This window comes from Mucilaginibacter sp. OK283 (genome assembly GCF_900110415.1).
Taxonomy (GTDB): domain Bacteria; phylum Bacteroidota; class Bacteroidia; order Sphingobacteriales; family Sphingobacteriaceae; genus Mucilaginibacter.
In genome coordinates, this window is the sequence record NZ_FODR01000001.1 from 100,065 (window position 1) to 122,461 (window position 22,397).

Below are 22,397 nucleotides of genomic sequence, written 5' to 3' on the forward strand. Positions count from 1 at the left end.
GTCAATTCGCCACCGTCTGTGAAATTCGTGTTAATAAGATTCGTGTCAATTCGATTCAATTCGTGAAATTCGTGTGCATAAAAATCCTTAAGTTCGCAACCGCTATTATTTTTTTTACTGATAGGTTCACAATGACTACTAAAAGAGGCTTTACAACTACCCTATTACATGCCGACCGCCTGGGCAAGCCAGAGCATGGGTCTTTACATAAACCAATCCATACTTCGGTTACTTACGGGCACGAGGATGTGCAGGATTTGGTTGATATTTTTCAGAACAAAAAGAAAGGTTACGCTTATTCACGCCAGGGAAACCCTACGGTTACCGCATTGGAGTATAAAGTAACCCAAATGGAAAAGGGTTTATCTTCTATCGCGTTCTCTACCGGAATGGCGGCTATTTCGGCCACCATTATGGCATTGATAAAACATACAGATCATATAGTAGCCAGTTCGTTTTTATTTGGCAACAGCCGCAGTATTTTTCAAACGTATATCGACCTAGGTTTGGATATTACCTTTGTTGACGCTACAGATGTTGAAAACGTTCGCGCCGAAATAAAAGAAAATACCAAACTGGTTTTTGTTGAAACCATTGCCAACCCGGCCACCCAAATTGCAGATTTGGAGGGCATTGGTACACTTTGCAGCGAAAAAGGAATTTTATATGTGGTAGATAACACCATGACGTCGCCATACCTGTTTAATCCAATTGACGTAAAGGCAGGCCTGGTCATCAACTCGCTAACTAAATACATTGGCGGTCACGGCAATGCGTTAGGTGGCAGTGTTACCGATACGGGCTTGTTTAACTGGAGTATATATCCCAATATTTCGCCTGTTTTTAAAGCCCAGGTGAAACCCGAAACATTAGGATTGACACAAATCCGCAAAAGAGGGCTGCGCGACGCAGGCGGCACCTTATCGCCCGAGGCGGCGCATTCTATATCTGTAGGTTCGGAAACGTTGGCTCTTCGGTTAGAGCGTGCCTGCAACAATGCGTTTGCCCTGGCTACCTATTTTGAAAGCCATCCAAAAATTAAAAAAGTATTTTATCCGGGCCTGGAAAATCACCCCCAGCATGAGCGCGCCGGTAAGTTATTTGCCAAATTTGGCGGACTGATGAGCATCGAACTGGACGACAGTATTGATTGCCTTGCATTTTTAAATAAATTGCAGCTGGTAGTAAAATCAAGCAACCTGGGCGATACCCGTACCCTGGCTATCCCGGTAGCCCAAACCATATTTTTTGAGCTTGGTGCCGAGCGCCGTGCCGAAATGGGCATCCCCGAAAGCATGATCCGATTATCGGTAGGTATCGAAGATTTGGACGATTTGGTGGAAGATTTTAAGGCGGCTTTGGAGGGATAAGTCCAGAAAAAAGTGCGGATAAGATTCTTAATGACTTAATAAAATTTCATTCCTTTTCATTGATTGTTGCTTTTAAGGCGGGGGCATATTATGATCAGAAAAATTGTTATCAATAGTTTAATTATCTGTGTTACACTCGGGGTAACCCTTAATAAAGTCAACGCCCAATTTAAAGCCGATTCGCTTACTTACAACTTAAAAGCTGCTTTTTTAAAAGACAGCCTGCCAGGTCTAAGCGTTGTTTTGGTTAATGCACATAAAGTGATTTATCAAAAAAACTTTGGCTACGCCGATGTGGGCGGCAAAGTTCCTTATACTACAAGCACCGTTCAAAATATAGGGTCGGTTAGTAAAACGGTGATAGCAGTTGCCTTGATGAAGGCTATCGAACTTAAATACTTTACGCTCGAAACTGATATCAATGAAATTTTACCTTTTAAAGTGGTTAACCCCAACCAGCCGGATAGTAAAATAACCATAAGGGAATTAGCCAACCATACGTCGGGGATTATTGATAACCCCGAAATTTACTCCAACTCCTACAAATTCTATCCTAAGCTACGTTCGTACGATAGCACAGCTTTCGGCCTGCTGCAGCAATTAGGTTTTGGAGGCAAGGTGAAGGATACCACCATGAAAAGCTTTTTTTATAACTACCTGGCGCAGGATGGTAAGTATTATAGCAAGGCAAACTTTGGCCAGGGGCTGGCTGGTGGCGCCTCGACTTATAGTAACGTTGGGTCGGCATTGGTAGCTTACCTCATCGAAATTAAGTCGGGATTATCTTATGCCGATTTTACCAGTAAATATATTTTAGCTCCGCTAAAAATGGCGCATTCGGGGTGGTCGGTAAGTTCAGTAAATTTAAAAGACCTTGCCCGGCTTTATTACGATCAAAGCCGGTGTTTTCCCCTGTATGATCTGCTTACCTATCCCGATGGCGGACTAAAAACATCAGCCGCCGATTTAAGCAAATACCTGATGGCGATGATCAACGGATACCACGGCGACAAAACTTTATTGGATCCTGTTTCTTTTAAAACTATGTTCGCGCCCCAATTCTCCAAAGAACATCCACCCAAAAACATCAATTTAACCTACAGAAATAAAGGCATCTTTTGGAATTTGTATACCAACGGAACTATTGGCCATGATGGTGACGATCCCGGCGTTGGCACATTTCTGTTCTTTAATCCAGGCACGGGTATAGGCGGCTTGTTTTTAACCAATAAATATTTACCTAATAAACAATTGATAGTTGATATCCTTGTTAAAGCAGCGAGCTGTAAGCCGTAACTTTTGTCTCGACTCTTGATTCTAACGTCTTGACTCTTCTTTTAAGCCCTCGTATCATTCCCATTATAAATGCTCAAATAGCTTTCATAGCGTGATAGTTCAATATCGCTCTCTTCCAAAGCTTCCAGCACAGCGCAGCCGGGTTCATTAATATGGCGGCAATTGTTAAAGCGGCATTGGTTCATGCGGGAACGCATCTCCGGGAAAAAGTGACTTAGTTCGTTTTTTTCTATGTCGATAACACCTAATTCGCGGATGCCGGGGGTGTCGATAATAAAGCCGCCCTGGGGCAGTTCAAACATTTCGGCAAAAGTGGTGGTGTGCATGCCTTTGTCGCTCCACTCAGATACCATGTGGGTACGCAGGTCAAGGTTGGGTAACAGGGCATTAATCAGGCTTGATTTACCTACGCCGGAGTGGCCCGAAAACAGGGTTACCTTATCTTTTAAAAGTTCCTGTACTTTGTCAATGTTGGTGCCCTCCAATGCCGATACTTCAAAGCAGGGGTATCCAATTTTTTCGTAAACGGCTTTCAGGTCGGCAAGTATCTCAAGGCCTTCGTCGCTAAACAAATCTACTTTGTTAAATATCAATCGGGCGGGGATATCATAAGCCTCGGCAGTAACCAAAAAACGGTCGATAAAACCCAATGAAGTGCGTGGCGAGGCCAAAGTAACAACCAATAAGGCCTGATCGAGGTTGGCAGCAATAATCTGGGCCTGCTTGCTCAGGTTAATAGCTTTGCGGATAATATAGTTTTTACGCTGGTGCAGTTTGGTAATTACCCCGCTTTCCTGATCGGGTTCCATTTCAAACTCCACTACATCGCCCACGGCCACGGGGTTGGTTGTGGTGATGCCTTGCATCCTGAATTTTCCTTTTATCCGGCAATCAATCCGTTGGCCATCGGGTGTTTGCACCTGGTACCAGCTTCCAGTTGATTTTATGAGTAATCCCTGCATAGTAATTAAGGTTCAAAAGTAACAAATACTATGCTTATATCACCATTAATGCCATAATGCTGCGGGGTAAATGCATCTAAATAGTTAACGGCGAAAAGCTGTTATTTAAGAATAAGCTTATGATGTGGGGAAATGAGTAATCAAGCGATACCTTGTTTTTGTTGCCCGATCCTGGTTAAATGACAGAGGTACCCAAGTGACTTGTATTGGCCAACACCAGGCACAAATATTTGGACGCGGCTAAATTGCGCAATCAGTTTAGTGTTAACCATGGTAAAATATAAAACATTGATTGTCAACCGCTTGTAAGTATTTTACCTGAAATATGTTAAGTTATGTTAACCCAATTAAATGCGTTTGTCCTGCATAATGCTGTTAATGAGGCATGAGTTTTTAAAAAAGTAAAATAAAGCTTGCTTATTATAAAAATATCTATTTACTTTGTCGACATTATAAGTATGACAATTAACAACACCATTATTACAACAATTATTACCACCGGCATAAAACTCGGAGGAAGATAATCGTATGGTGTAAAACATAAACAAAAGAAACCAAATGAAGCCTTCCTCCAAAAACGAGGAAGGCTTTTTTATTATTTATATTGCTAAAAACACACAATGAAAGTTTTAAAATTCGGCGGCACATCCGTAGGTTCCGCCGCAAGTATCCAAACGCTTTTAAACATATTAAAAGGCGAAGTAAAAAATGAAGTTAAGCCGGTTGTTGTATTATCGGCGATGGGCGGGGTAACCAACCTGCTGGCCTCGATGGCCGAAGATGCCGCCAATGGTAAAGAGTTTACCGCTCAACTGGCCGAACTGGAAAGACGTCACTTTGATGTAGTAAAAACACTGCTCGATGTGCAAAACCAAAACCCGGCCTTCACCCGCTTAAAAATTCACTTTAACCAGTTAGAGGAATTACTGCAGGGCGTACTAACCCTGCGCGAGCTTACCCCCAAAACCCGCGACCAGGTGCTTAGCTTTGGCGAACGCTGCTCGACCATTATGGTGAGTAAAATTGCCGCCCAGCATTTTAAAGATGTATTGTATGTTGATGCTGCAGATGTAATTAAAACCGACAGCGCTTTTGGCAATGCCAAGGTAAATACAGAGCTGACAGAGCTGCTTATTAAAACGTTACACCAGGAAAATAAAGATAAAATATTGTTTGTTACCGGTTTTATTGCAGGCAACGATGCCGGCCAAACAACCACATTAGGCCGCGGCGGCTCTGATTACACAGCTGCTATTTTCGGCGCGGCGCTTAACGCCAAAGAGATCCAGATATGGACGGATGTAAACGGTATGATGACCGCTGATCCGCGCATGGTTAAAAAAGCATTTTCATTAACCGAGCTTACCTATACCGAAGCCATGGAGCTTTCTTACTTCGGTGCCAAAGTGATCTATCCGCCAACTATGATCCCCGCTTTCCTGAAAAAGATACCTATTGTTATCAAAAACACTTTCGAGCCGGAATTTGAAGGTACCGTGATCCGTCATGATTGTAAGGCGTCAAGCCTGCCTATCAAGGGCATTTCGTCTATAAACAATATCAGTATCCTTAATTTAGAGGGTAGCGGCATGGTTGGTAAATCGGGTTTTAGCGGTCGTTTATTCTCGTTGTTGGCCCGGGAGCAAATCAATATCATCTTGATTACCCAATCGTCGTCAGAGCACAGTATCACCTTTGCGGTACAACCACAGGATACCGAAAAGGCCAAACAACTGATAGAACAGGAGTTTGAACTGGAGCTGCTGGCCAAAAAGCTGGAACACCTGGTTATCGAAAAAAATCTGGCCATACTGGCTGTTGTGGGCGAAAATATGAAACAGACGCCGGGCATGTCGGGTAAGTTGTTCCATGCACTGGGTCGTAACGGAGTTAACGTGAGGGCTATAGCTCAGGGTTCGTCAGAGTACAATATCTCGGTAATCATTTCGGCCCAGGATCTTTCAAAGGCACTAAACGCAGTGCATGATGCTTTCTTTGTACAACTAACCAAAACGCTTCATGCTTTCTGTTTAGGTACAGGCAACATTGGTAAAACCTTGTTTGCCCAGCTAAATGCCCATACCGATTATCTGAAAGATAATAACGGCATCCAGGTAAAAGTTGCCGGCATCAGCAATACCCGTAAAATGACTTTTAACAGCGATGGTATCTCTTTAGATACCTGGCAAAATGACATAGAGGCATCACCATACAGCGCCGATTTGAAAGAGTTTATTGCCAGGATGAAGGCCATGAACCTGCCCAACTGTGTGTTTATTGACAATACCGCCAGTCCTAAGCCAATTGAGTTTTACGAGGATGTTTTTAAAGCCAATATCTCGGTAATTACCTGTAATAAAATAGGTAACTCGGGCAGTTACGAGCAATACCGTACTTTTAAAGATACCGCCCGCCGCCATGGGGTCGATTTCTTTTACGAAACCAACGTAGGTGCAGGCCTGCCTATCATCAACACACTAAAAAACCTGATGAACAGCGGCGATAGGGTACAACGTATTGAAGCTATTTTATCAGGAACCATATCGTTCATCTTTAATAACTTTAAGGGCGATGCCAACTTTCACGATGTGGTGAAAGAGGCACAGGAAAAAGGATATACCGAACCAGATCCGCGCGACGATTTGAGCGGGAAGGATTTTATGCGCAAAATGCTCATCCTTGCCCGCGATGCAGGTTATGCGATGGAAGAAGCCGACGTTGATATTGAAAGCGTATTGCCGAAAGCCAGCCTTGAAGCAAAATCGGTAGATGATTTTTATGCTACCCTTAAAACAGAAGACGCCCACTTTGCAAAACTTAAAGAACAGGCCGAAAAAGACGGTAAAGTACTGCGCTACATTGGCAAGCTGGAAAATGGTAAAGTAACCATCACCCTGCAAATGGTTGATGAAAACCATCCGTTTTACATGTTATCGGGCAGCGATAATATCATATCGTTTACTACCGATAGGTACAAAGAACGCCCGCTGGTAGTAAAAGGCCCCGGAGCAGGCGCAGAAGTAACCGCTGCAGGTGTATTTGCTGATTTGATAAATTTGGGAGCGAATTAAAGCACAGTCCCTTAAGCCCCCTAACCCCCTGAAGGGGGAACTATAGTTTGATAAATTTATATGGAAGATAATAAGACATTCGAAACAACTAAACCCTCTTTGGCTCCCCCTTCAGGGGGCGGGGGGGGCGTACACGTTTTTGCCCCGGCAACGGTTGCCAACGTAGTTTGCGGCTTTGATGTGCTGGGCTTTGCCGTTAACGAGCCCGGTGACGAAGTGATTATGCGGATGACCAATAAGCCAGGCATCACTATAAGCAAAATTACCGGCGATGACGGTAGGTTGCCGATGAATCCTGCAAAAAACACAGTGAGTGTGAGCGTTCAGCATTATTTGCAAAGCGTTGGCCGTACCGATGTTGGATTGGATATTGAACTGCATAAAAAAATGCCGATAGGTAGCGGCTTGGGTTCAAGCTCGGCCAGTACGGTTGCCGGTTTGTTTGCTATTAAAACCTTGTTAGGCGATGATAGCGATCCTGCAAAATTGCTGCCATTCGCTATGAAGGGCGAAGAGATGGCTTGCGGCCATGGCCATGCAGATAATGTTGCCCCGGCATTGTTGGGCGGTTTTGTACTTATCCGCAGTTACGAACCTTTGGATGTAGTGCGTTTGCCGCATCCGGCAGGCTTGTGGTGTGCCATTGTGTTCCCTGATGTAGATGTACCAACAAGAGAAGCCCGCCAGATAATCCGCAAAAATATCCAGATGAAAGATGCCGTAACCCAATGGGGTAATATTGCAGGGCTGGTAAGCGGCTTGTTTATGAATGATATTGACCTGATGGGCCGCAGTATGAAGGATGTATTGGTTGAACCGGTACGTTCCATGCTGATACCTGATTTTTATAAAATGCGCGAAATGGCGATGGAATTAGGCGCGGTGAGCTTTGGTATCTCCGGCTCTGGCCCCTCTGTTTTTGCCTTCACAAAAGATGAGGATACAGCGCATCGGATAACCCAAAAACTACAAAAACATTTAACCGGTTTAAAAATAGGCTCTAATGGCTACGTATCAACTATAAATGATGCCGGGCCGAGGGTTCTTTAAGTCAAAAGTAAAAATTCAAAAGTCAAAAACTCACCCGTCATTGCGAGGTACGAAGCAATCCCCGAGATGTCGGGCGAATAAGCTTGGTATACAGCCAGTCCTAAAGAGATTGCTTCGTACCTCGCAATGACGGGAGAAAAAAACAAATCCGAAATCGAACATCCGAATTCCCAAATCAAAATGAAACTCTACAGTACCAATAATATTCAATCAGAAGTATCTTTTAAAGATGCAGTTTTTAACAGTATGCCGCAGGATAAAGGTTTATACATGCCCATTAGCATCCCGCGTTTGAGCGACGATTTTATCAATAACCTGGATAAGTATACCCTGCCCGAAATTGCTTTTGAAGTAGCTAAAAACCTTTTAGGCGATGCGATGCCGGCTGATGATTTGAAAGCTTTGATAGATGACGCTATAAACTTTGATGCGCCGGTTGTAAAGCTGGATGATAACGTACACGTGCTGGAACTTTTCCACGGGCCATCACTGGCCTTTAAAGATTTTGGCGCCCGCTTCATGAGCCGTGTAATGAGCTACTTTTTAGAGGAAGGCGAAAAACAGCTGGATGTATTAGTTGCAACAAGCGGCGATACCGGCGGTGCCGTTGCCCTGGGCTTTTTAGGCGTTCCAAATACAAGGGTTACTATTCTTTATCCCAAGGGCAAAGTAAGCGGTGTGCAGGAACAACAATTAACCACAAACGGACAAAATATTCGCGCCCTTGAAGTTGATGGTACGTTTGATGATTGCCAGGCTTTGGTTAAACAAGCGTTTACCGATGCCGAACTGAACGAAAAATTCCGCCTGACATCGGCCAACTCTATTAACATTGCCCGTTTGGTACCGCAAACCTTTTACTACTTTAACGCTTACGCGCAGTTGCTAAGGCAGGGTGTTAAAAAAGTAATCTTCTCGGTACCCAGTGGAAACTTTGGCAATATCGGTGCCGGTTTGTTAGCCTGGAAAATGGGCTTACCTGTTGAAAAGTTTATTGCAGCTACAAACGCTAATGATACCGTCCCCGAATTTTTAAAAACAGGCATTTATCAGCCAAAACCATCGGTGGCAACCTTGTCAAATGCCATGGACGTGGGCAACCCAAGCAATTGGGTGCGCATTGCCGATCTGTTTAAAACAGATATGGATGAGCTGAAGAAATTGGTGATTGGCTTCACTTACAACGATGAGGAAACCATAAAAGCCATCAATTGGGTATTTGATACTTATAATTATGTGGTTTGTCCGCATACCGCTATTGCCTGGCAGGCCTTGACAGATTATCAGCATGATCACGCCAGTGCAGATACCGCAGGCGTATTTTTATCAACCGCTCACCCATGCAAATTTCCAGATGTTTTTAGCGATGAAATAGCTGCTAAAATTGATGTGCCGGCGCAGGTAAAAGAACTGCAATCTAAAACAAAATTGGCTATATCTATTAGCAAGGATTTTGAAGACTTTAAAGGCTATTTGCTGAACGCTAAATAATAAGCGCTTAGACTTCCGATGCTATAAACTTCGGAAGTCTTGTTATTCATTCGTCAATTTTACTATTCGTAGTTATATTTGATCTGTGAAAAATACTTCAATGCGCAACAAAAAAAACATCATTCTTTTTTGTTTGATTACGCTGTCGTTTGCGGCCTGTAAAAGTCATTCTAAATTTAACCGGGACGACTGGAACGACGGCGATGGCCTTACATTTAGCTACCGCGATGGTATGGTTGACGATTTACTGCAAAATTACAAACTCAAAGGGTTAAAATACCAGGAGGTGATCCACCTGTTGCACCGCCCGCAGCAAAGCAATAAAAGCCAGATGATTTACGAAATTGAGGAACTAAGGAAGCCCGGAAAACCACACTATGTTAAACAGCTTGTCCTATCCCTTAAAGATTCAGTGGTAACCGATGCAAAAATTTACGAGCATACTGATAAGAAATGATCAACACCATCATATTCGACCTTGGCGCAGTTTTGATAGACTGGAACCCGCACTACGTTTACAAAACCATATTTGATGACGAGCAGGAAATGCACGATTTTCTGGCCAATGTTTGTACTTCCGACTGGAACGAAGAACAGGATGCCGGCCGCTCGTTACAAGAGGGTACCGATTTGCTGGTAGCCCGGTTTCCGGAGCATGAGGCCAATATCAGGGCGTTTTATGGCCGGTGGATAGAAATGCTGGGTGAACCTTTTCATGGCACCGTCGAGATTTTTAAACAGTTAAAGGAGAGTAATAAATATAAGATTTATGCGCTCACCAATTGGTCGGCAGAGACATTTCCATTTGCACAGGCCCGGTTTGATTTTTTAAACTGGTTTGATGGGGTCGTAGTTTCGGGTACCGAAAAAATGCGTAAACCAACGCCGGAATTTTACCAAATCCTGCTTAATCGTTACCATGTTAACCCCGCCGAAGCTGTATTTATTGACGACAATTACCGCAACGTTGTTGCCGCCGAAAAGATGGGCATAAAGTCCATTCATTTTAAATCAGCAGAAGAGTTATCGGAAGAGCTGAGGGCGATAGCGATTTTATAACATTAAAAAAACAGGCAGTAAATAACTTACTCTTCGCCCTGGTGTTTTTCCTGCCATTGCCTGGTGAACGATTTTTCGGCAACTTCAGGCATTTTCCTTAAATGACCCCAGGTATTTTTAAAGAAAAAACGAAGGAAGAAGTTTTTCATTTTACCGCCAAAAAAATCTGTCATGCTGCGTTTCAGCATTCCTTTTTTCCAGATGGCCCAACCCCAGCGCTCCTTAGTGGTTACTAAGCCACCGTTGACTGCATCGCGGCGGTTAAGCAGCAGCATTTTGTGGATATCTATCTTAACCGGGCAAACCTCGGTGCAACGGCCGCAAAGGCTTGATGCGTAGCTTAGGTGTTTAAACTCCTCCATGCCGTCGGTATGCGGCGTTATAATAGCGCCAATAGGGCCACTGTAAGTAGTATTGTAAGTGTGGCCACCAACATTCTGGTAAACCGGGCATACATTGAGGCAGGCCCCACACCGGATGCAATATAAGCCCTGGCGTTGCTCTTTTTGGGCCAGCAGGTTGGTGCGGCCGTTATCAAGCAGTACCACGTACATTTCTTCGGGCCCATCGGTTTCATTAGCCTGGCGCGGGCCGTTTAATATGGTATTGTAAACGGTAAGGTTTTGCCCCGTGCCGTGCGTTGACAGCATTGGCCAAAATAAGTCAAGATCGGTTATAGAGGGGATAACTTTTTCTATACCCACCACCGCAATATGAATTTTCGGGAATGTGGTACATAAACGGGCATTTCCTTCATTTTCGCTGATGGCCACACTGCCAGTGTCGGCCAGCAGGAAGTTGGCGCCGGTTATGCCAACATCGGCCAGCAGGTATTTGTCCCGCAGTAATTCCCGTGCTTTGAGGGTTAACTCTTCGGCTGTGGCATCTAAAGGAGTACCGAAATGCTGATTGAATAGTTTGGCAATATCCTCCTTGCTCAGGTGCATTGCCGGGGTAACAATATGGTAAGGCGTTTGCCCTAAAAGCTGTACAATGTATTCGCCAAGGTCGGTTTCTAATGATTCAATGTGGTTTTCTTTCAAAAATTCATTCAGATGAATTTCTTCAGTTACCATCGATTTGGATTTTACAACCGTTTTGGCCTTTGCTTTTTGAATGATGTTCAGGATTTCGCGGTTGGCCTCTTCGGCGTCATTAGCCCAGATAACCTTGCCGCCCCTACGCTGGAAATTGGCTTCAAACTCGGGCAAAAATTTGTCCAGGTTTTCCATCACCTTCCACTTGATCACATGGCCCTTTTTCTTGGCGTTATCCAGATTTGCTATGCGCGATATGCCGCTTGCTGCAGCCACGTTGTACTTATCAATGCTGTTATTGATAATACGGCGGTGGTCTGCATCAAATACCTTCTCCGCAGATGCAACCAAAAATTCCTCGGCAGTGCTTCCCATATATGCGAATTTAGGGATTTTAGTGAGAAGTTGGTTTATTGGGTTGAATAAGTTGATTGAGTTGAATAGGTTAACCGGGAATTTGTAAAGGAAATTTTCCGTTAAAACAAAACGAGGCACAAATTTGCACCTCGTTTTGTTTTGAATAGTGGTTTTTCAACCCAATCAACCACTCACCATTCACTATTTAGCTCCATCAACAACCGGTTTTTTATCACGATTGGCTAACTCCCAACCTGTGTAAAATACCAATTGCGCGCGTTTGGCCAGTAGCGGGAAGTTAATTTTACTTACTTCATCGCCTGGCTGATGATAATCAGCATGTACGCCGTTGAAGTAGAAAATAATTGGCACGCCATGTTTTGCAAAGTTGTAATGATCGCTTCGGTAGTAAAAACGGTTAGGATCATTAGGGTCATCATATTTGTAATCCAATTTCAGGTGGGTGTAAGTATTGTTTGCCTTTTCGCCAATATCGTGCAACTCCTTGCTCAACATAGCCGAGCCGATAGAATATACATAATTTGCAGAATCGGATTTGCCGATGTACTCTTCGCCTACGCGGCCAATCATATCAACATTTAAATCGGTAATGGTATTGGCCAACGGATAAATAGGATGATCGGTATAGTATTCAGAGCCTAAAAGACCTTTCTCTTCACCAACATTACCTAAAAATAAAACACTGCGGCGTGGGCCATGGCCATCCTTTTTAGCTTTTGAAAACGCCCGTGCAATTTCAAGAATGCCTGTAGTGCCCGATCCATCGTCATCTGCACCATTATTTACCTTGTCTTTAGCATTTGGATCAGTTTCTAATCCAATGTGGTCATAATGGGCCGAAAATACCAGCACTTCATCTTTTAAATCGGTGCCTGGCATAAACCCTACAACGTCAACGGCTTTAACATCGGTGCGCTCATTTGAAAAATTGGCTGTAAAATCAGCCTTTGCGGTTACAACAGGTGTAGTGGCTGCTGCGGTTTTTAAATCGCCGTAAGTTTTTCCTGTTGATTTCACCAATTCATCAGCTATCGCTGTAGTTACATGAAAAACAGGCACACCGGCGTTGGCTTTGGCTGCGTCTTCTTTAATAGTTAAACGCGGGCTTGCGATGCTTCTGCCAAAACGTTTAAGTAAAGCAGTTAAATCGCCGTTGGCGGCCAAAATAATCGCGGGTTTTTTGCTTTGCAGGTTGGCAAACACTTTTAAACGGGCGGTGGTCATGCGTACGGCCACATTTGGTGTTTTACCTTCTTCGGGTTTGTCCTCGTTTATCCACAACACAACTTTGCCTGCAAGATCGGTTGATCCAATTTCGCTTTCTGTGCCGAAGCCTACAAATACTACTTCGCTGCCGCTTACATTTTTATCGGGCACAGTGCCGTTAGGTATAAAATCCTGCCCTAAAACAAATGGTTTGCCATTAACGGTAAATGCCGATACTTTTAGCGCGCTTTGTACCAGGGGTACGTTAAAGAAATACGATCCGTTTACCGGGGCCTGCAATCCTAATTTTTTAAATTCGCCCGCTATGTAGTTTGCGGCTTTCTCGGCACCAGGCTTGCCGGTTTCCCGGCCTTCAAATTCGTCGGACGCCAGGATACTTAAGTGTTTTTTGGCGTCCTCGGCCGTAATCAGCTTCCCGTACTTCATGGCAGTAGGGTTTTGCTGTGCACAGGCACTTACCGCAATCGCTGCGGAAAACGCCAGTAATGTTACTTTTTTCATGTATAGTAATTAATTAAGTCAGTTTCTTTTTTAGTATCAAGTAGCAAGTATCAAGACTGCTGCACAGGAATGAAAGGAATGAGTTGTAGCCCAGGGTGTTTTCTACCTTTCGCCTTTTACCTTTACCCTTTCGCCTAATTTACCTTTTCGCTTAAAATTAGCAGGAAATTTTCCCTACCCTGGTAGCGTGGCGGCCGCCTTCAAATTCGGTGGTGAAAAATGCTTCAATAATTTTTTTAGCTTCATCAATGCTGATGAAGCGGGCGGGGATACATACAATATTGGTGTTATTGTGACTACGGGCCAGAACAGCAAGTTCTTCGTTCCAGCAGATGGCGGCTCGGATGCCCTGGTGTTTGTTGGCTGTAATGGCTACACCGTTTGCGCTGCCGCAAACCAGGATCCCCAAATCGCATTCGCCACTTTCAACTGCCGATGCTACGGGGTGCGCAAAATCGGGGTAATCAACAGAGGTATTGGAATAGGTGCCAAAATCTTTTAACTGATCAGCCGGAATATCGGCGGATAAAGCTTGTTTATAATCAAAGCCGGCATGATCGGCACCAATAGCAATTTTAAGTCCTTTTTTCATCGTTAATAGTGTTTTTGCAAAGTTGCAATAAATGTGCAAATTTCAAATGCGCGGATATACAGATTATTGGGGGATGTGAGGATTGTTACAAAGCTGCGTTAAATGTGCAGATTAACTTCGTTGAGGGCTTCGCCGTTTCAGGTGTGCAGATTAACTTTATTGGGGGCTGGGCCGTTTTGGATGTAGATCGGTATACCCAGTTGCTATAATTGCGCAATAGTGGTGCAAAGCCCTCTCCATTGGAGAGGGTTGGGTGAGGAAGCTCTTTATATCGCCTTATCCTTGCAGCGTTCTACCACTTCAATGTAGTAATTTTCATAAAGCGGGAGTATGGTGGCCAGGTCGAATTGTTTGGCGCGGGCAAGGGCGTTGTTTTTAAAGGTTTCCAGGCGGGCTTCATCTTCCAGGATGTATATCGCCCGTTCGGCCATACCGTCTACGTCGCCTACATTGTTCAAAAAGCCGGTTTCGCCGTCAACATTCAACTCCGGTAAACCGCCGGCGTTACTGCTGATAACTGGTACCTTACATGCCATGGCCTCCAGTGCTGCCAAACCAAAACTCTCGGATTGTGACGGCATCAGGAATAAATCAGCTACAGATAGAATTTCCTCAATGGCATCCTGCTTGCCTAAAAAGCGTACATTATCGGTAACACCCAGATCGCGGCATAACTGCTCGCAGCCCGAACGTTCGGGACCATCGCCCACCATAAGCAATTTTGAGGGGATGGTTTTAACCACCTGGGCAAATATTTTCACCACATCTTCGGTGCGCTTTACCTTGCGGAAGTTGGAGGTATGCACCAGTATCTTTTCGCCCGAAGGGGCTATTGCCTTTTTAAAGTGGTCTTTTGCTTTAAGGCTAAAACGGTTTAGGTCGATAAAGTTTGGGATTACTTTAATATCATTCTCTATCTCAAAAAACTGATAAGTGTCCTCTCTCAGGTTTTGCGATACGGCTGTTACTCCGTCAGACTTGTTGATGGAGAAGGTAACCACCGGTTTAAAAGTACGGTCTTTGCCAACCAGCGTAATATCGGTACCGTGCAGTGTTGTAACTACGGGTATGTAAATGCCATAAGTGGCCAGGATTTGTTTGGCCATAAACGCAGCCGATGCATGCGGAATAGCGTAGTGCACATGCAGTATATCAAGTTGCTCGTGGCGTACCACATCAACCAAACGACTGGCCAGCGCCAGCTCATACGGCGGAAAATCAAACAGCGGATAATTGCTTACCGATACCTCGTGATAAAACAGGTTTTCGGAAAAAAGGTCTAACCGTGCGGGCTGGTTATAGGTAACAAAATGTACCTGGTGTCCCCGGTCTGCAAGGGCTTTACCAAGTTCTGTAGCAACAACTCCGCTTCCGCCAAAGGTTGGGTAACAAACAATTCCGATCTTCATTGATGAGGGATAATTATCCGCAAGTTTAACAGCAATTTATGGCAAATGTGTTAACACTGTGTAAAATGATTTTGAATTTCGAAAGTTGGATTTTGCCTGTTATTGCAACTGCGCTACCTAATCAACGCCGCTTTTTTCGCCGCTGATTTTTGTTCCGAAACCGGCACATCATCAATTATCTGCACATCTGAAACAGCGAAGCCCTCAACCAAGTTAATCCGCATATCTGTACACCTACTTCGTATACCTGTTAATAATATCCACAATCACTTTGTTTTTTTGTAATTGAGGCAGATAATCAAATAAAATATAGTGCTTTTCCGGGTCGCTGGTCAGGGCCATTTCCAGGTGGTTTAGCGCCTCGTTGTATTCGCCTTTGGCAAACAGGTAGGCAACCATCCTGTAGTATAACTCTGCAGCTTCGGGGTTGTTTTTTATAGCTTGTGATATAATCTCGATAGCGCCAACCAATCGCTGCTGCTCATACAGTATAGACGAGTAATCCAGCCAGGCATCAATATCCAGCGGGTTTAGTTCAACCACCTTTTCATAGGCCTGTTCGGCTTCGGTCATGTGGCCCAGTTTATACTCGGCATCGGCAATGGCAAACCAGTAGTCGGCATTGGCAATATCCAAATCAAGCGCTTTTTTGTAAAAATGCAGTGCCTCAAAATAGCGTTCTTCAAAGTCAAGCGTAACCCCGATACCAAACCAGGCATCTGCCAGTTTAGGGTCCATTTTTACCGACTTTTTATAAAAAGCCCGTGCATCATCCATTTGCTCCAGTTTTTCGTAGCACTCGCCTATGGCGCAATAAGTATCGGCATTGGGTTGCTCGTACTCAAAGGTGTGGCGGTACACTTCAATAGCTTCGGCATATTTTTCCAGGTTAACCAGGGCGTTACCCTTGTTAAAGTAGGCCGATGCAAAGCTATCCTTAATCAGGATGGCATAGTCATACGCATCAATAGCTTTTTCAAACAAACTTAGTTTGGTATAGGCGTTGCCCAGGTTGTACCAGGCGGCATAGCTATAAGGCTCGTTATCGATGTATTGCTGGTAAAACTGCACGCTTTCCTGCTGGTTGTCCATTACATCGTAGCAAAAAGCCAATTCGTAAAGGGCATCCTGGTTTTCCATATTTTGCTTAAGGCAAAGCTTAAGATAACTTATGGCGGTGTCATAATCGCCCATGTTTTGGTAAACGTAGGCTATGTGTAGCAGTATTTCGTCGGTTTCTTCGGCCAGGCCAAGGGCTTTTTCGTAATTCTCCAGGGCCTCGCTAAAGCGCTCCATACTCTCGTACAGGTTACCGCGAATAATGTAAATATCGGCATCAGAGGCCTCCAGCATGGCTGCTTTTTCAAGCGCGGCAAAAGCTTCGGGCACCTTATTGCCTACTACCAGCAACTGGGCCTGCTTAATTAAAAATACTGCTGCAAAAGGGTGCTGATTGCGCGCATACTCTGCTACCTGTAGCGCCCTGGCCGGATCATTCTTTTCGATGTAATAGTCGATAATGTTCTCAAACGCCTGGGCATCAAAAAAGTACTGGTCTTGATTTCGAATCATTTCCTCGTACCGTTCTACCGAAAATTTGGGATCTTCAGTAAAACCAAATTCAAATTCTTCTTCCATTCAATTTTGTTTGCAGAACATCCGCTTTAGGTTAACAATTGTAATTGTCTTGTAAAGACTTATTGAAGTCAAAATACAAATAAGTAAGCAACCAATTTGCAAATAAGTTTTCAACATTCAAACATTGTTAACAACCGTTAATTACAAAGCATTGATAATTAACAGTAATCATTATAAACCCGCAATTCAAAAAATTGCTTCAAAGATTTCTACCTTTGGCAAAAGTAACAATTATGGGCCTTGATATAACAGACATTTTAAAACGTTTACATATAAACGATGTAAATGATGCTTTTAGTACAGGCAGCAACTGGGGCAGCAGCACCGGTGCAGCAATAAAAAATATTACATCGCCGGTTGACGGCCAAAAAATAGCTTCGGTTAAATTTGCTACCGAAGCCGATTATAACCAGGTAGTTGAGCAAGCTGCCGCAGCGTTTAAAGCATGGCGTACAACGCCGGCGCCCAAACGCGGCGAGATTGTGCGCCAGATAGGCGAGGCCCTGCGCGCTAATAAACAGGACCTGGGTACCCTGGTATCTTACGAGATGGGTAAAAGCCTGCAGGAGGGCCTGGGCGAAGTGCAGGAAATGATTGATATTGCCGATTTTGCCGTAGGCCTGAGCCGTCAGTTGTACGGCTTAACCATGCACAGCGAAAGGCCTGAACACCGCATGTATGAGCAATACCACCCGCTGGGAATTGTAGGCATTATATCGGCCTTTAACTTCCCGGTAGCCGTTTGGAGCTGGAACTCACTGCTGGCAATGGTTTGCGGCGATGTAAGTATATGGAAGCCATCTGAAAAAACACCGTTAACCGCTATTGCCTGCCAGCACATAGCGCAGGAGGTTTTAAAAAGAAACAACATAGCCGATGGCGTTTTGAATTTAATTAACGGCGACCGCAACATTGGAGAATTGATGGCCAATGACACCCGCATCCCGCTGGTATCGGCCACCGGATCAACCCGCATGGGTAAAGCTGTTGGCGCGGCAGTTGGCGCGCGGCTGGGCAAAAGCCTGCTGGAACTTGGTGGCAATAACTCTATCATCATTACCGAAAATGCCGACCTGGATATGTCATTAATTGGTGCAGTTTTTGGCGCGGTTGGCACCGCCGGGCAGCGTTGTACCAGTACCCGAAGGCTCATCATCCACGAAAGTGTTTACGATGCCTTTAAACAAAAACTGGTAAGCGCTTATGGCCAGATACGTATTGGCAACCCGCTGGATGAGCATAACCACATGGGGCCACTTATTGATACCGATGCTGTTGCGCTTTACCTTGATTCGATTGAGAAATGTAAAGCCGAAGGCGGTAATTTTGTGGTAGAAGGCGGCAGGCTGGAGGGCGATGCCTATGCTTCGGGCTGCTACGTAAAACCTTGTATTGCCGAGGTAGAAAACCACTACAAAATTGTACAGCACGAAACCTTTGCCCCAATATTATACCTGATTAAATATTCAACCATCGGGGAGGCTGTTGAATTGCAAAATGGGGTTCCGCAAGGCTTATCATCGGCCATTATGACCAATAATTTACGCGAGGCAGAACAATTTTTATCCTATGCTGGTTCTGATTGTGGAATTGCCAACGTAAACATTGGTACATCGGGTGCCGAAATTGGCGGCGCCTTTGGCGGCGAAAAAGAAACCGGCGGCGGCCGCGAATCGGGATCTGATGCATGGAAAGTTTACATGAGGAGGCAAACCAATACTATTAATTATTCAAAAACGTTGCCTTTAGCCCAGGGGATCAAATTCGACCTCTAATTTTTATTATTTTCTAATACTTGTACATGTTCAACTTTCGTTCATTTATTTTAAGCGGTCTTTTATTTTCGTCATTAGCAATAACTACAACGTTAACGGCCCAGGAGGCCGTGAAAAAGTCCGATCCCGAACCGCCAAAGTTCTGGCACCTGATGGATCTTAAAACTGATGGCTACTTTGGCGTCAGCTTAAAACAAGCTTATCTTTTTGTAAAAGGCAAGCAAAGTAAAACAGTGGTGGTGGCCACATTAGATAGTGGTATTGACACCCTGCAAAAAGACCTTAAAAGTATTTTATGGGTAAATAAAAAAGAAATTCCGGGCAATGGCATTGATGATGACCATAACGGTTATGTAGATGATATACATGGCTGGAATTTTTTGGGCGGTGCCGGCGGAAAAGCAGACTTTAACGAAACTACCGAGGAGGTGCGCGAGTACAATAAGCTGAAAGGCAGGTACGCAAATGTTACCGATAGCACCGCTACCAACAAAAAGGAATTTGCTTATTGGCAGCGCGTTAAAACTGTTTATGATACAACCCTAAACAAAGCCACTACCGAAACCGCGCAGCTGCAGCCTATTATGAACGCGCTGATGGCAACCAGCGGATATATTAAACAGGCGCTTAAAATAGGGGCAAGCGGCACTTTTAGGGAAGCGGATTTGGTGAACATGAAAACCGCCAACGATACTTTGAGCCAAAGTAAATATGTTTGGACAACCATATTTTCACAGGAAGGCGGTAATAAAACCAATGCCGAAATTATTAAAGATTTGAGCGAATACCTGGCCAAACTGAACAATGACCTTGCGCCCGACCTGGAAGCCCGTAAACGAATTGTTGGCGACAATGTGGATAGCATGGACCATAAACCTTATGGTAATAACCTGTTAAAATTTGCCGATGCATCGCATGGTACAGGCGTGGCCGGGCTTATTGGCGCTGTACGTAATAATGGTTATGGAATAAACGGGGTAGCCGATAATGTGCGCATTATGGCCGTTAAAACGGTGCCCAATGGCGATGAATACGATAAAGATGTTGCCAACGCCATCCGCTACGCGGTTGATAACGGGGCCAAAATCATTAACATGAGCTTTGGTAAAAAACTATCTCCTCATAAACAATGGGTTGATGACGCGTTTAAGTACGCTGCCTCTAAAGATGTGTTGCTGGTACTGGCTGCCGGGAATGATAACGACGATATGGATAAGAACCCCGATTATCCGAATGATTTATTTGCCGATGGTTCATCAACAGATGCGGATAACCTGATCAACGTAGGCGCTTCATCAGCAAAATTGGGCGATCACCTGGCCGGCGACTTTAGCAACTACGGCAAAAAAATGGTAGATGTTTTTGCCCCCGGTGTAAAGGTTACCACTGTTGATACCGATGCGGAGTTTAACACCGAGGACGGCACCAGTTTTTCGGCACCTATAACATCAGGCATCGCAGCTCTTTTGCTGGAGTATTATCCTAGTCTGAGTGCCAAACAACTAAAACAGGTGATCCTGGCATCAGCCACCCCGCTTACCGGCACTATGGTTTACAAACCCGGCAGCAAAACAGATAAGGTTGATTTTACAACCCTAAGCAAAACCGGCGGCATTGTAAACGCCTATAAAGCATTGCAAATGGCGGCAACATTGCAGGGGGAGCGGAAGTAAAAATTAGCGCGGGGATCGAACTGGTGTTGATGAGATTACTGATTCATAAAACCCCGGGACTATGAAGAAGGCATAGCATGTGGGTGAAACTTACGAAGTTTTTAAAACTTCGTAAGTTTGGAATTTTCAATTTGTTAACGGATGCGACGGACGAAGGAAATCTATCGTGCGAAAACCCTCTCACCCGAAAAACTACTTTTTCTTATCGGCATTAATGGGTTTTACCACATTGGCTTTGCCCGATTGATAATCAGATGGTGCTTTTTTACTGCCTTCGGCGGCAGGTTTCTTTTTTTCTTTTACGGCTTGTCTGTCCTTGCTCATGATGATTCTGTTTTATAGATGTTAATATTAGGCCAGCAAATTTGGCAGCCTGGTTTAATTTGTATTGGAAATGGTATTTAGCCGGGAGTTTCTTTTTGCCCCGCCATTAAAGGAAGAAAAGGAATTGCTTTATTTTTTAAAACGCTTATCTTTGAATCGAATTACTAAAGCAATTAATTAAAGGTACTTGTTTTAAGTAATATAAAACGTTACAGCAGATTTTAAATATCAAAAAACTGCATAAATGTTTAACTTTGAAACGGTTTTTAACATACGTACATTAATATAATTACAACACAACAATAGCTACAACAATGAAAAGCTTCATTCCTACAACTACTTATGCAGTTTTAAATTATGTAATTGCCCTTTTACTAATTTCGACACTGTGGACATTTGATACCTTGCACATTGGTGGCGCGGCTTTATTTTTACCATTAATTATAGGATGGTTGCAATTGATCATGGCTATTTTTGCTAATAACAAACTGGGCTTTTTAAAAGTATTCCCGATGAGCATGCATAATGTAAACGACGTAATTATGGGTTCGTTTTTAATGTGCTCGCCATGGGTGTATGATTTTCATTCAACAATCTGGATTCCGCAGGTACTTTTTGGTGGCGCGTTGTTCATCATGGGTATCTTTACCAAGGGTTCTCCGCTACTTAATAAAGAGCACACCCTACAACAAGGCGGTCTCACTTCAACCGATTCATTGTAATCCCGGTTAGATAGATCATAAGATATTAAAAAAGGGGCGCAATTTGCGTCCCTTTTTTATTCGGGAACTTTTTGTTCCTGTGCTTGTTCCCTTTCGCGCAGGTTGCGCATGATTTTGGTATATCCGCGGTGACTATGCTGATCATCATATAACGGAAATACCAGTCCGCTGCCCCAAAAACGGGTGCCATTTTTACGCCTATGATAGCGTTCGTCAATGGCGCGGCCATCTTTCAGTGCTGTTTTTAATTCCTGTTCCGGTACGCCGGCTGCCACGTCTTCGGGGGTAAAAAACACATCGGCGCATTTGCCTAAAATCTCCTGTTCTTTATAGCCTAAAACCTTTTCGGCGCCGGTATTCCAGCTGTTAATGTCGCCATTGGTATCGGTAGTAATTACCGCGTAATCTTCCAGGCTTTCCAATACCTGCCTGAAAAAATCTTCACTCATCCTAAAATAACGGTCGTCAAATAATTCGTCCTGGGTAATTGTATTATCAATAGTATGATATTCAATAAAAATGTTGCTGCTATCTACGCCACAGGCCAATTGCATTGGTTCGCGGGTAATTTTATAAAAGGTTTCGTAACCATCGGGCAGGTTGTTTAACGCCGGTTTTTGTTTTACCGGCATCATGGTAATGGTAACAGCTTCATCGGTAAGCTGACTGTTAATATTTACTAAAAGATAACCGTATCCTTTTTCTATCAGGTTACCAAGCAGCTCGGGTGTAAATGGAACGCGCATTTTATTAAGGTTAAAACTGTTCGCGTTACCCTCGCAAAAATGAAACCATTTGTTATTTATAGTTACCAGGGCTGGC

The 22,397-nt window shown here is 44.0% G+C and carries 18 protein-coding genes; 10 read left to right on the forward strand and 8 right to left on the reverse strand.

The window, feature by feature from the left end; all coding sequences use genetic code 11:
- Positions 1–131: 131 nt before the first annotated feature.
- Positions 132–1,370: a cystathionine gamma-synthase family protein gene (locus tag BMX56_RS00485; RefSeq protein WP_090638205.1), complete on the forward strand. Its 1,239-nt coding sequence runs from the start codon at positions 132–134 to the stop codon at positions 1,368–1,370.
- A gap of 90 nt (positions 1,371–1,460) precedes the next feature.
- Positions 1,461–2,666, forward strand: coding sequence for a serine hydrolase domain-containing protein (locus tag BMX56_RS00490; RefSeq protein WP_090638209.1), 1,206 nt, complete (start codon positions 1,461–1,463; stop codon positions 2,664–2,666).
- Positions 2,667–2,707: 41 nt separating this feature from the next.
- Here the strand turns inward: BMX56_RS00490 and rsgA are convergent, their stop codons facing one another.
- Positions 2,708–3,628, reverse strand: a complete 921-nt coding sequence (rsgA, locus tag BMX56_RS00495) for a ribosome small subunit-dependent GTPase A (RefSeq protein ID WP_090638213.1) — start codon at positions 3,626–3,628, stop codon at positions 2,708–2,710.
- 620 nt (positions 3,629–4,248) lie between these two features.
- On the opposite strand from rsgA, the gene thrA reads away from it, so the two are divergent.
- From thrA to BMX56_RS00520, 5 genes are all read left to right on the forward strand, one after another.
- Positions 4,249–6,699, forward strand: coding sequence for a bifunctional aspartate kinase/homoserine dehydrogenase I (gene thrA, locus BMX56_RS00500; RefSeq protein ID WP_090638217.1), 2,451 nt, complete (start codon positions 4,249–4,251; stop codon positions 6,697–6,699).
- Between the two features lie 60 nt (positions 6,700–6,759).
- Complete coding sequence (locus BMX56_RS00505; protein ID WP_090638220.1) at positions 6,760–7,749, forward strand: homoserine kinase; 990 nt, start codon at positions 6,760–6,762, stop codon at positions 7,747–7,749.
- Positions 7,750–7,929: 180 nt separating this feature from the next.
- Positions 7,930–9,240, forward strand: a complete 1,311-nt coding sequence (gene thrC, locus BMX56_RS00510; protein WP_090641534.1) for a threonine synthase — start codon at positions 7,930–7,932, stop codon at positions 9,238–9,240.
- Between the two features lie 100 nt (positions 9,241–9,340).
- Positions 9,341–9,697, forward strand: coding sequence for a hypothetical protein (locus BMX56_RS00515; protein ID WP_090638224.1), 357 nt, complete (start codon positions 9,341–9,343; stop codon positions 9,695–9,697).
- A complete protein-coding gene (locus BMX56_RS00520) occupies positions 9,694–10,299 on the forward strand; it encodes an HAD family hydrolase (RefSeq protein ID WP_090638228.1) in 606 nt (201 codons plus the stop codon). Before BMX56_RS00515 ends, BMX56_RS00520 begins: the two co-directional genes overlap by 4 nt.
- 26 nt (positions 10,300–10,325) lie before the next feature.
- Here the strand turns inward: BMX56_RS00520 and BMX56_RS00525 are convergent, their stop codons facing one another.
- The 5 genes from BMX56_RS00525 to BMX56_RS00550 form a co-directional block, all read right to left on the reverse strand.
- Entirely contained in the window at positions 10,326–11,711 is a 1,386-nt protein-coding gene (locus BMX56_RS00525; protein WP_090638233.1) for a LutB/LldF family L-lactate oxidation iron-sulfur protein, read from the reverse strand.
- Between the two features lie 183 nt (positions 11,712–11,894).
- Positions 11,895–13,442, reverse strand: coding sequence for a M28 family peptidase (locus tag BMX56_RS00530; RefSeq protein WP_090638237.1), 1,548 nt, complete (start codon positions 13,440–13,442; stop codon positions 11,895–11,897).
- Between the two features lie 157 nt (positions 13,443–13,599).
- Complete coding sequence (gene rpiB / locus BMX56_RS00535; protein WP_090638242.1) at positions 13,600–14,034, reverse strand: ribose 5-phosphate isomerase B; 435 nt, start codon at positions 14,032–14,034, stop codon at positions 13,600–13,602.
- Positions 14,035–14,300: 266 nt separating this feature from the next.
- Entirely contained in the window at positions 14,301–15,443 is a 1,143-nt protein-coding gene (gene bshA, locus BMX56_RS00545) for an N-acetyl-alpha-D-glucosaminyl L-malate synthase BshA (protein WP_090638252.1), read from the reverse strand.
- Between the two features lie 234 nt (positions 15,444–15,677).
- A complete protein-coding gene (locus BMX56_RS00550) occupies positions 15,678–17,081 on the reverse strand; it encodes a tetratricopeptide repeat protein (protein ID WP_090638257.1) in 1,404 nt (467 codons plus the stop codon).
- A gap of 233 nt (positions 17,082–17,314) precedes the next feature.
- Between BMX56_RS00550 and BMX56_RS00555 the strand changes: the two genes are divergently transcribed.
- Positions 17,315–18,856, forward strand: coding sequence for an L-piperidine-6-carboxylate dehydrogenase (locus BMX56_RS00555; protein ID WP_090638262.1), 1,542 nt, complete (start codon positions 17,315–17,317; stop codon positions 18,854–18,856).
- Between the two features lie 26 nt (positions 18,857–18,882).
- Positions 18,883–20,529, forward strand: coding sequence for a S8 family serine peptidase (locus BMX56_RS00560; protein WP_090638267.1), 1,647 nt, complete (start codon positions 18,883–18,885; stop codon positions 20,527–20,529).
- Between the two features lie 192 nt (positions 20,530–20,721).
- On the opposite strand, the gene BMX56_RS30445 is transcribed toward BMX56_RS00560, so the two are convergent.
- Positions 20,722–20,853 (reverse strand): hypothetical protein, encoded by a 132-nt coding sequence (locus BMX56_RS30445; protein WP_255369735.1) that lies wholly within the window; start codon positions 20,851–20,853, stop codon positions 20,722–20,724.
- A gap of 314 nt (positions 20,854–21,167) precedes the next feature.
- Here BMX56_RS30445 and BMX56_RS00565 point away from each other — a divergent pair, with 314 nt between their 5' ends.
- Positions 21,168–21,575 carry an SPW repeat domain-containing protein gene (locus tag BMX56_RS00565; protein WP_090638272.1) on the forward strand — a complete coding sequence of 136 codons (408 nt, stop codon included), beginning with the start codon at positions 21,168–21,170 and terminating at the stop codon, positions 21,573–21,575.
- Positions 21,576–21,631: 56 nt separating this feature from the next.
- Here the strand turns inward: BMX56_RS00565 and BMX56_RS00570 are convergent, their stop codons facing one another.
- Complete coding sequence (locus BMX56_RS00570) at positions 21,632–22,321, reverse strand: PAS domain-containing protein (protein WP_090638276.1); 690 nt, start codon at positions 22,319–22,321, stop codon at positions 21,632–21,634.
- Positions 22,322–22,397 lie beyond the last annotated feature (76 nt).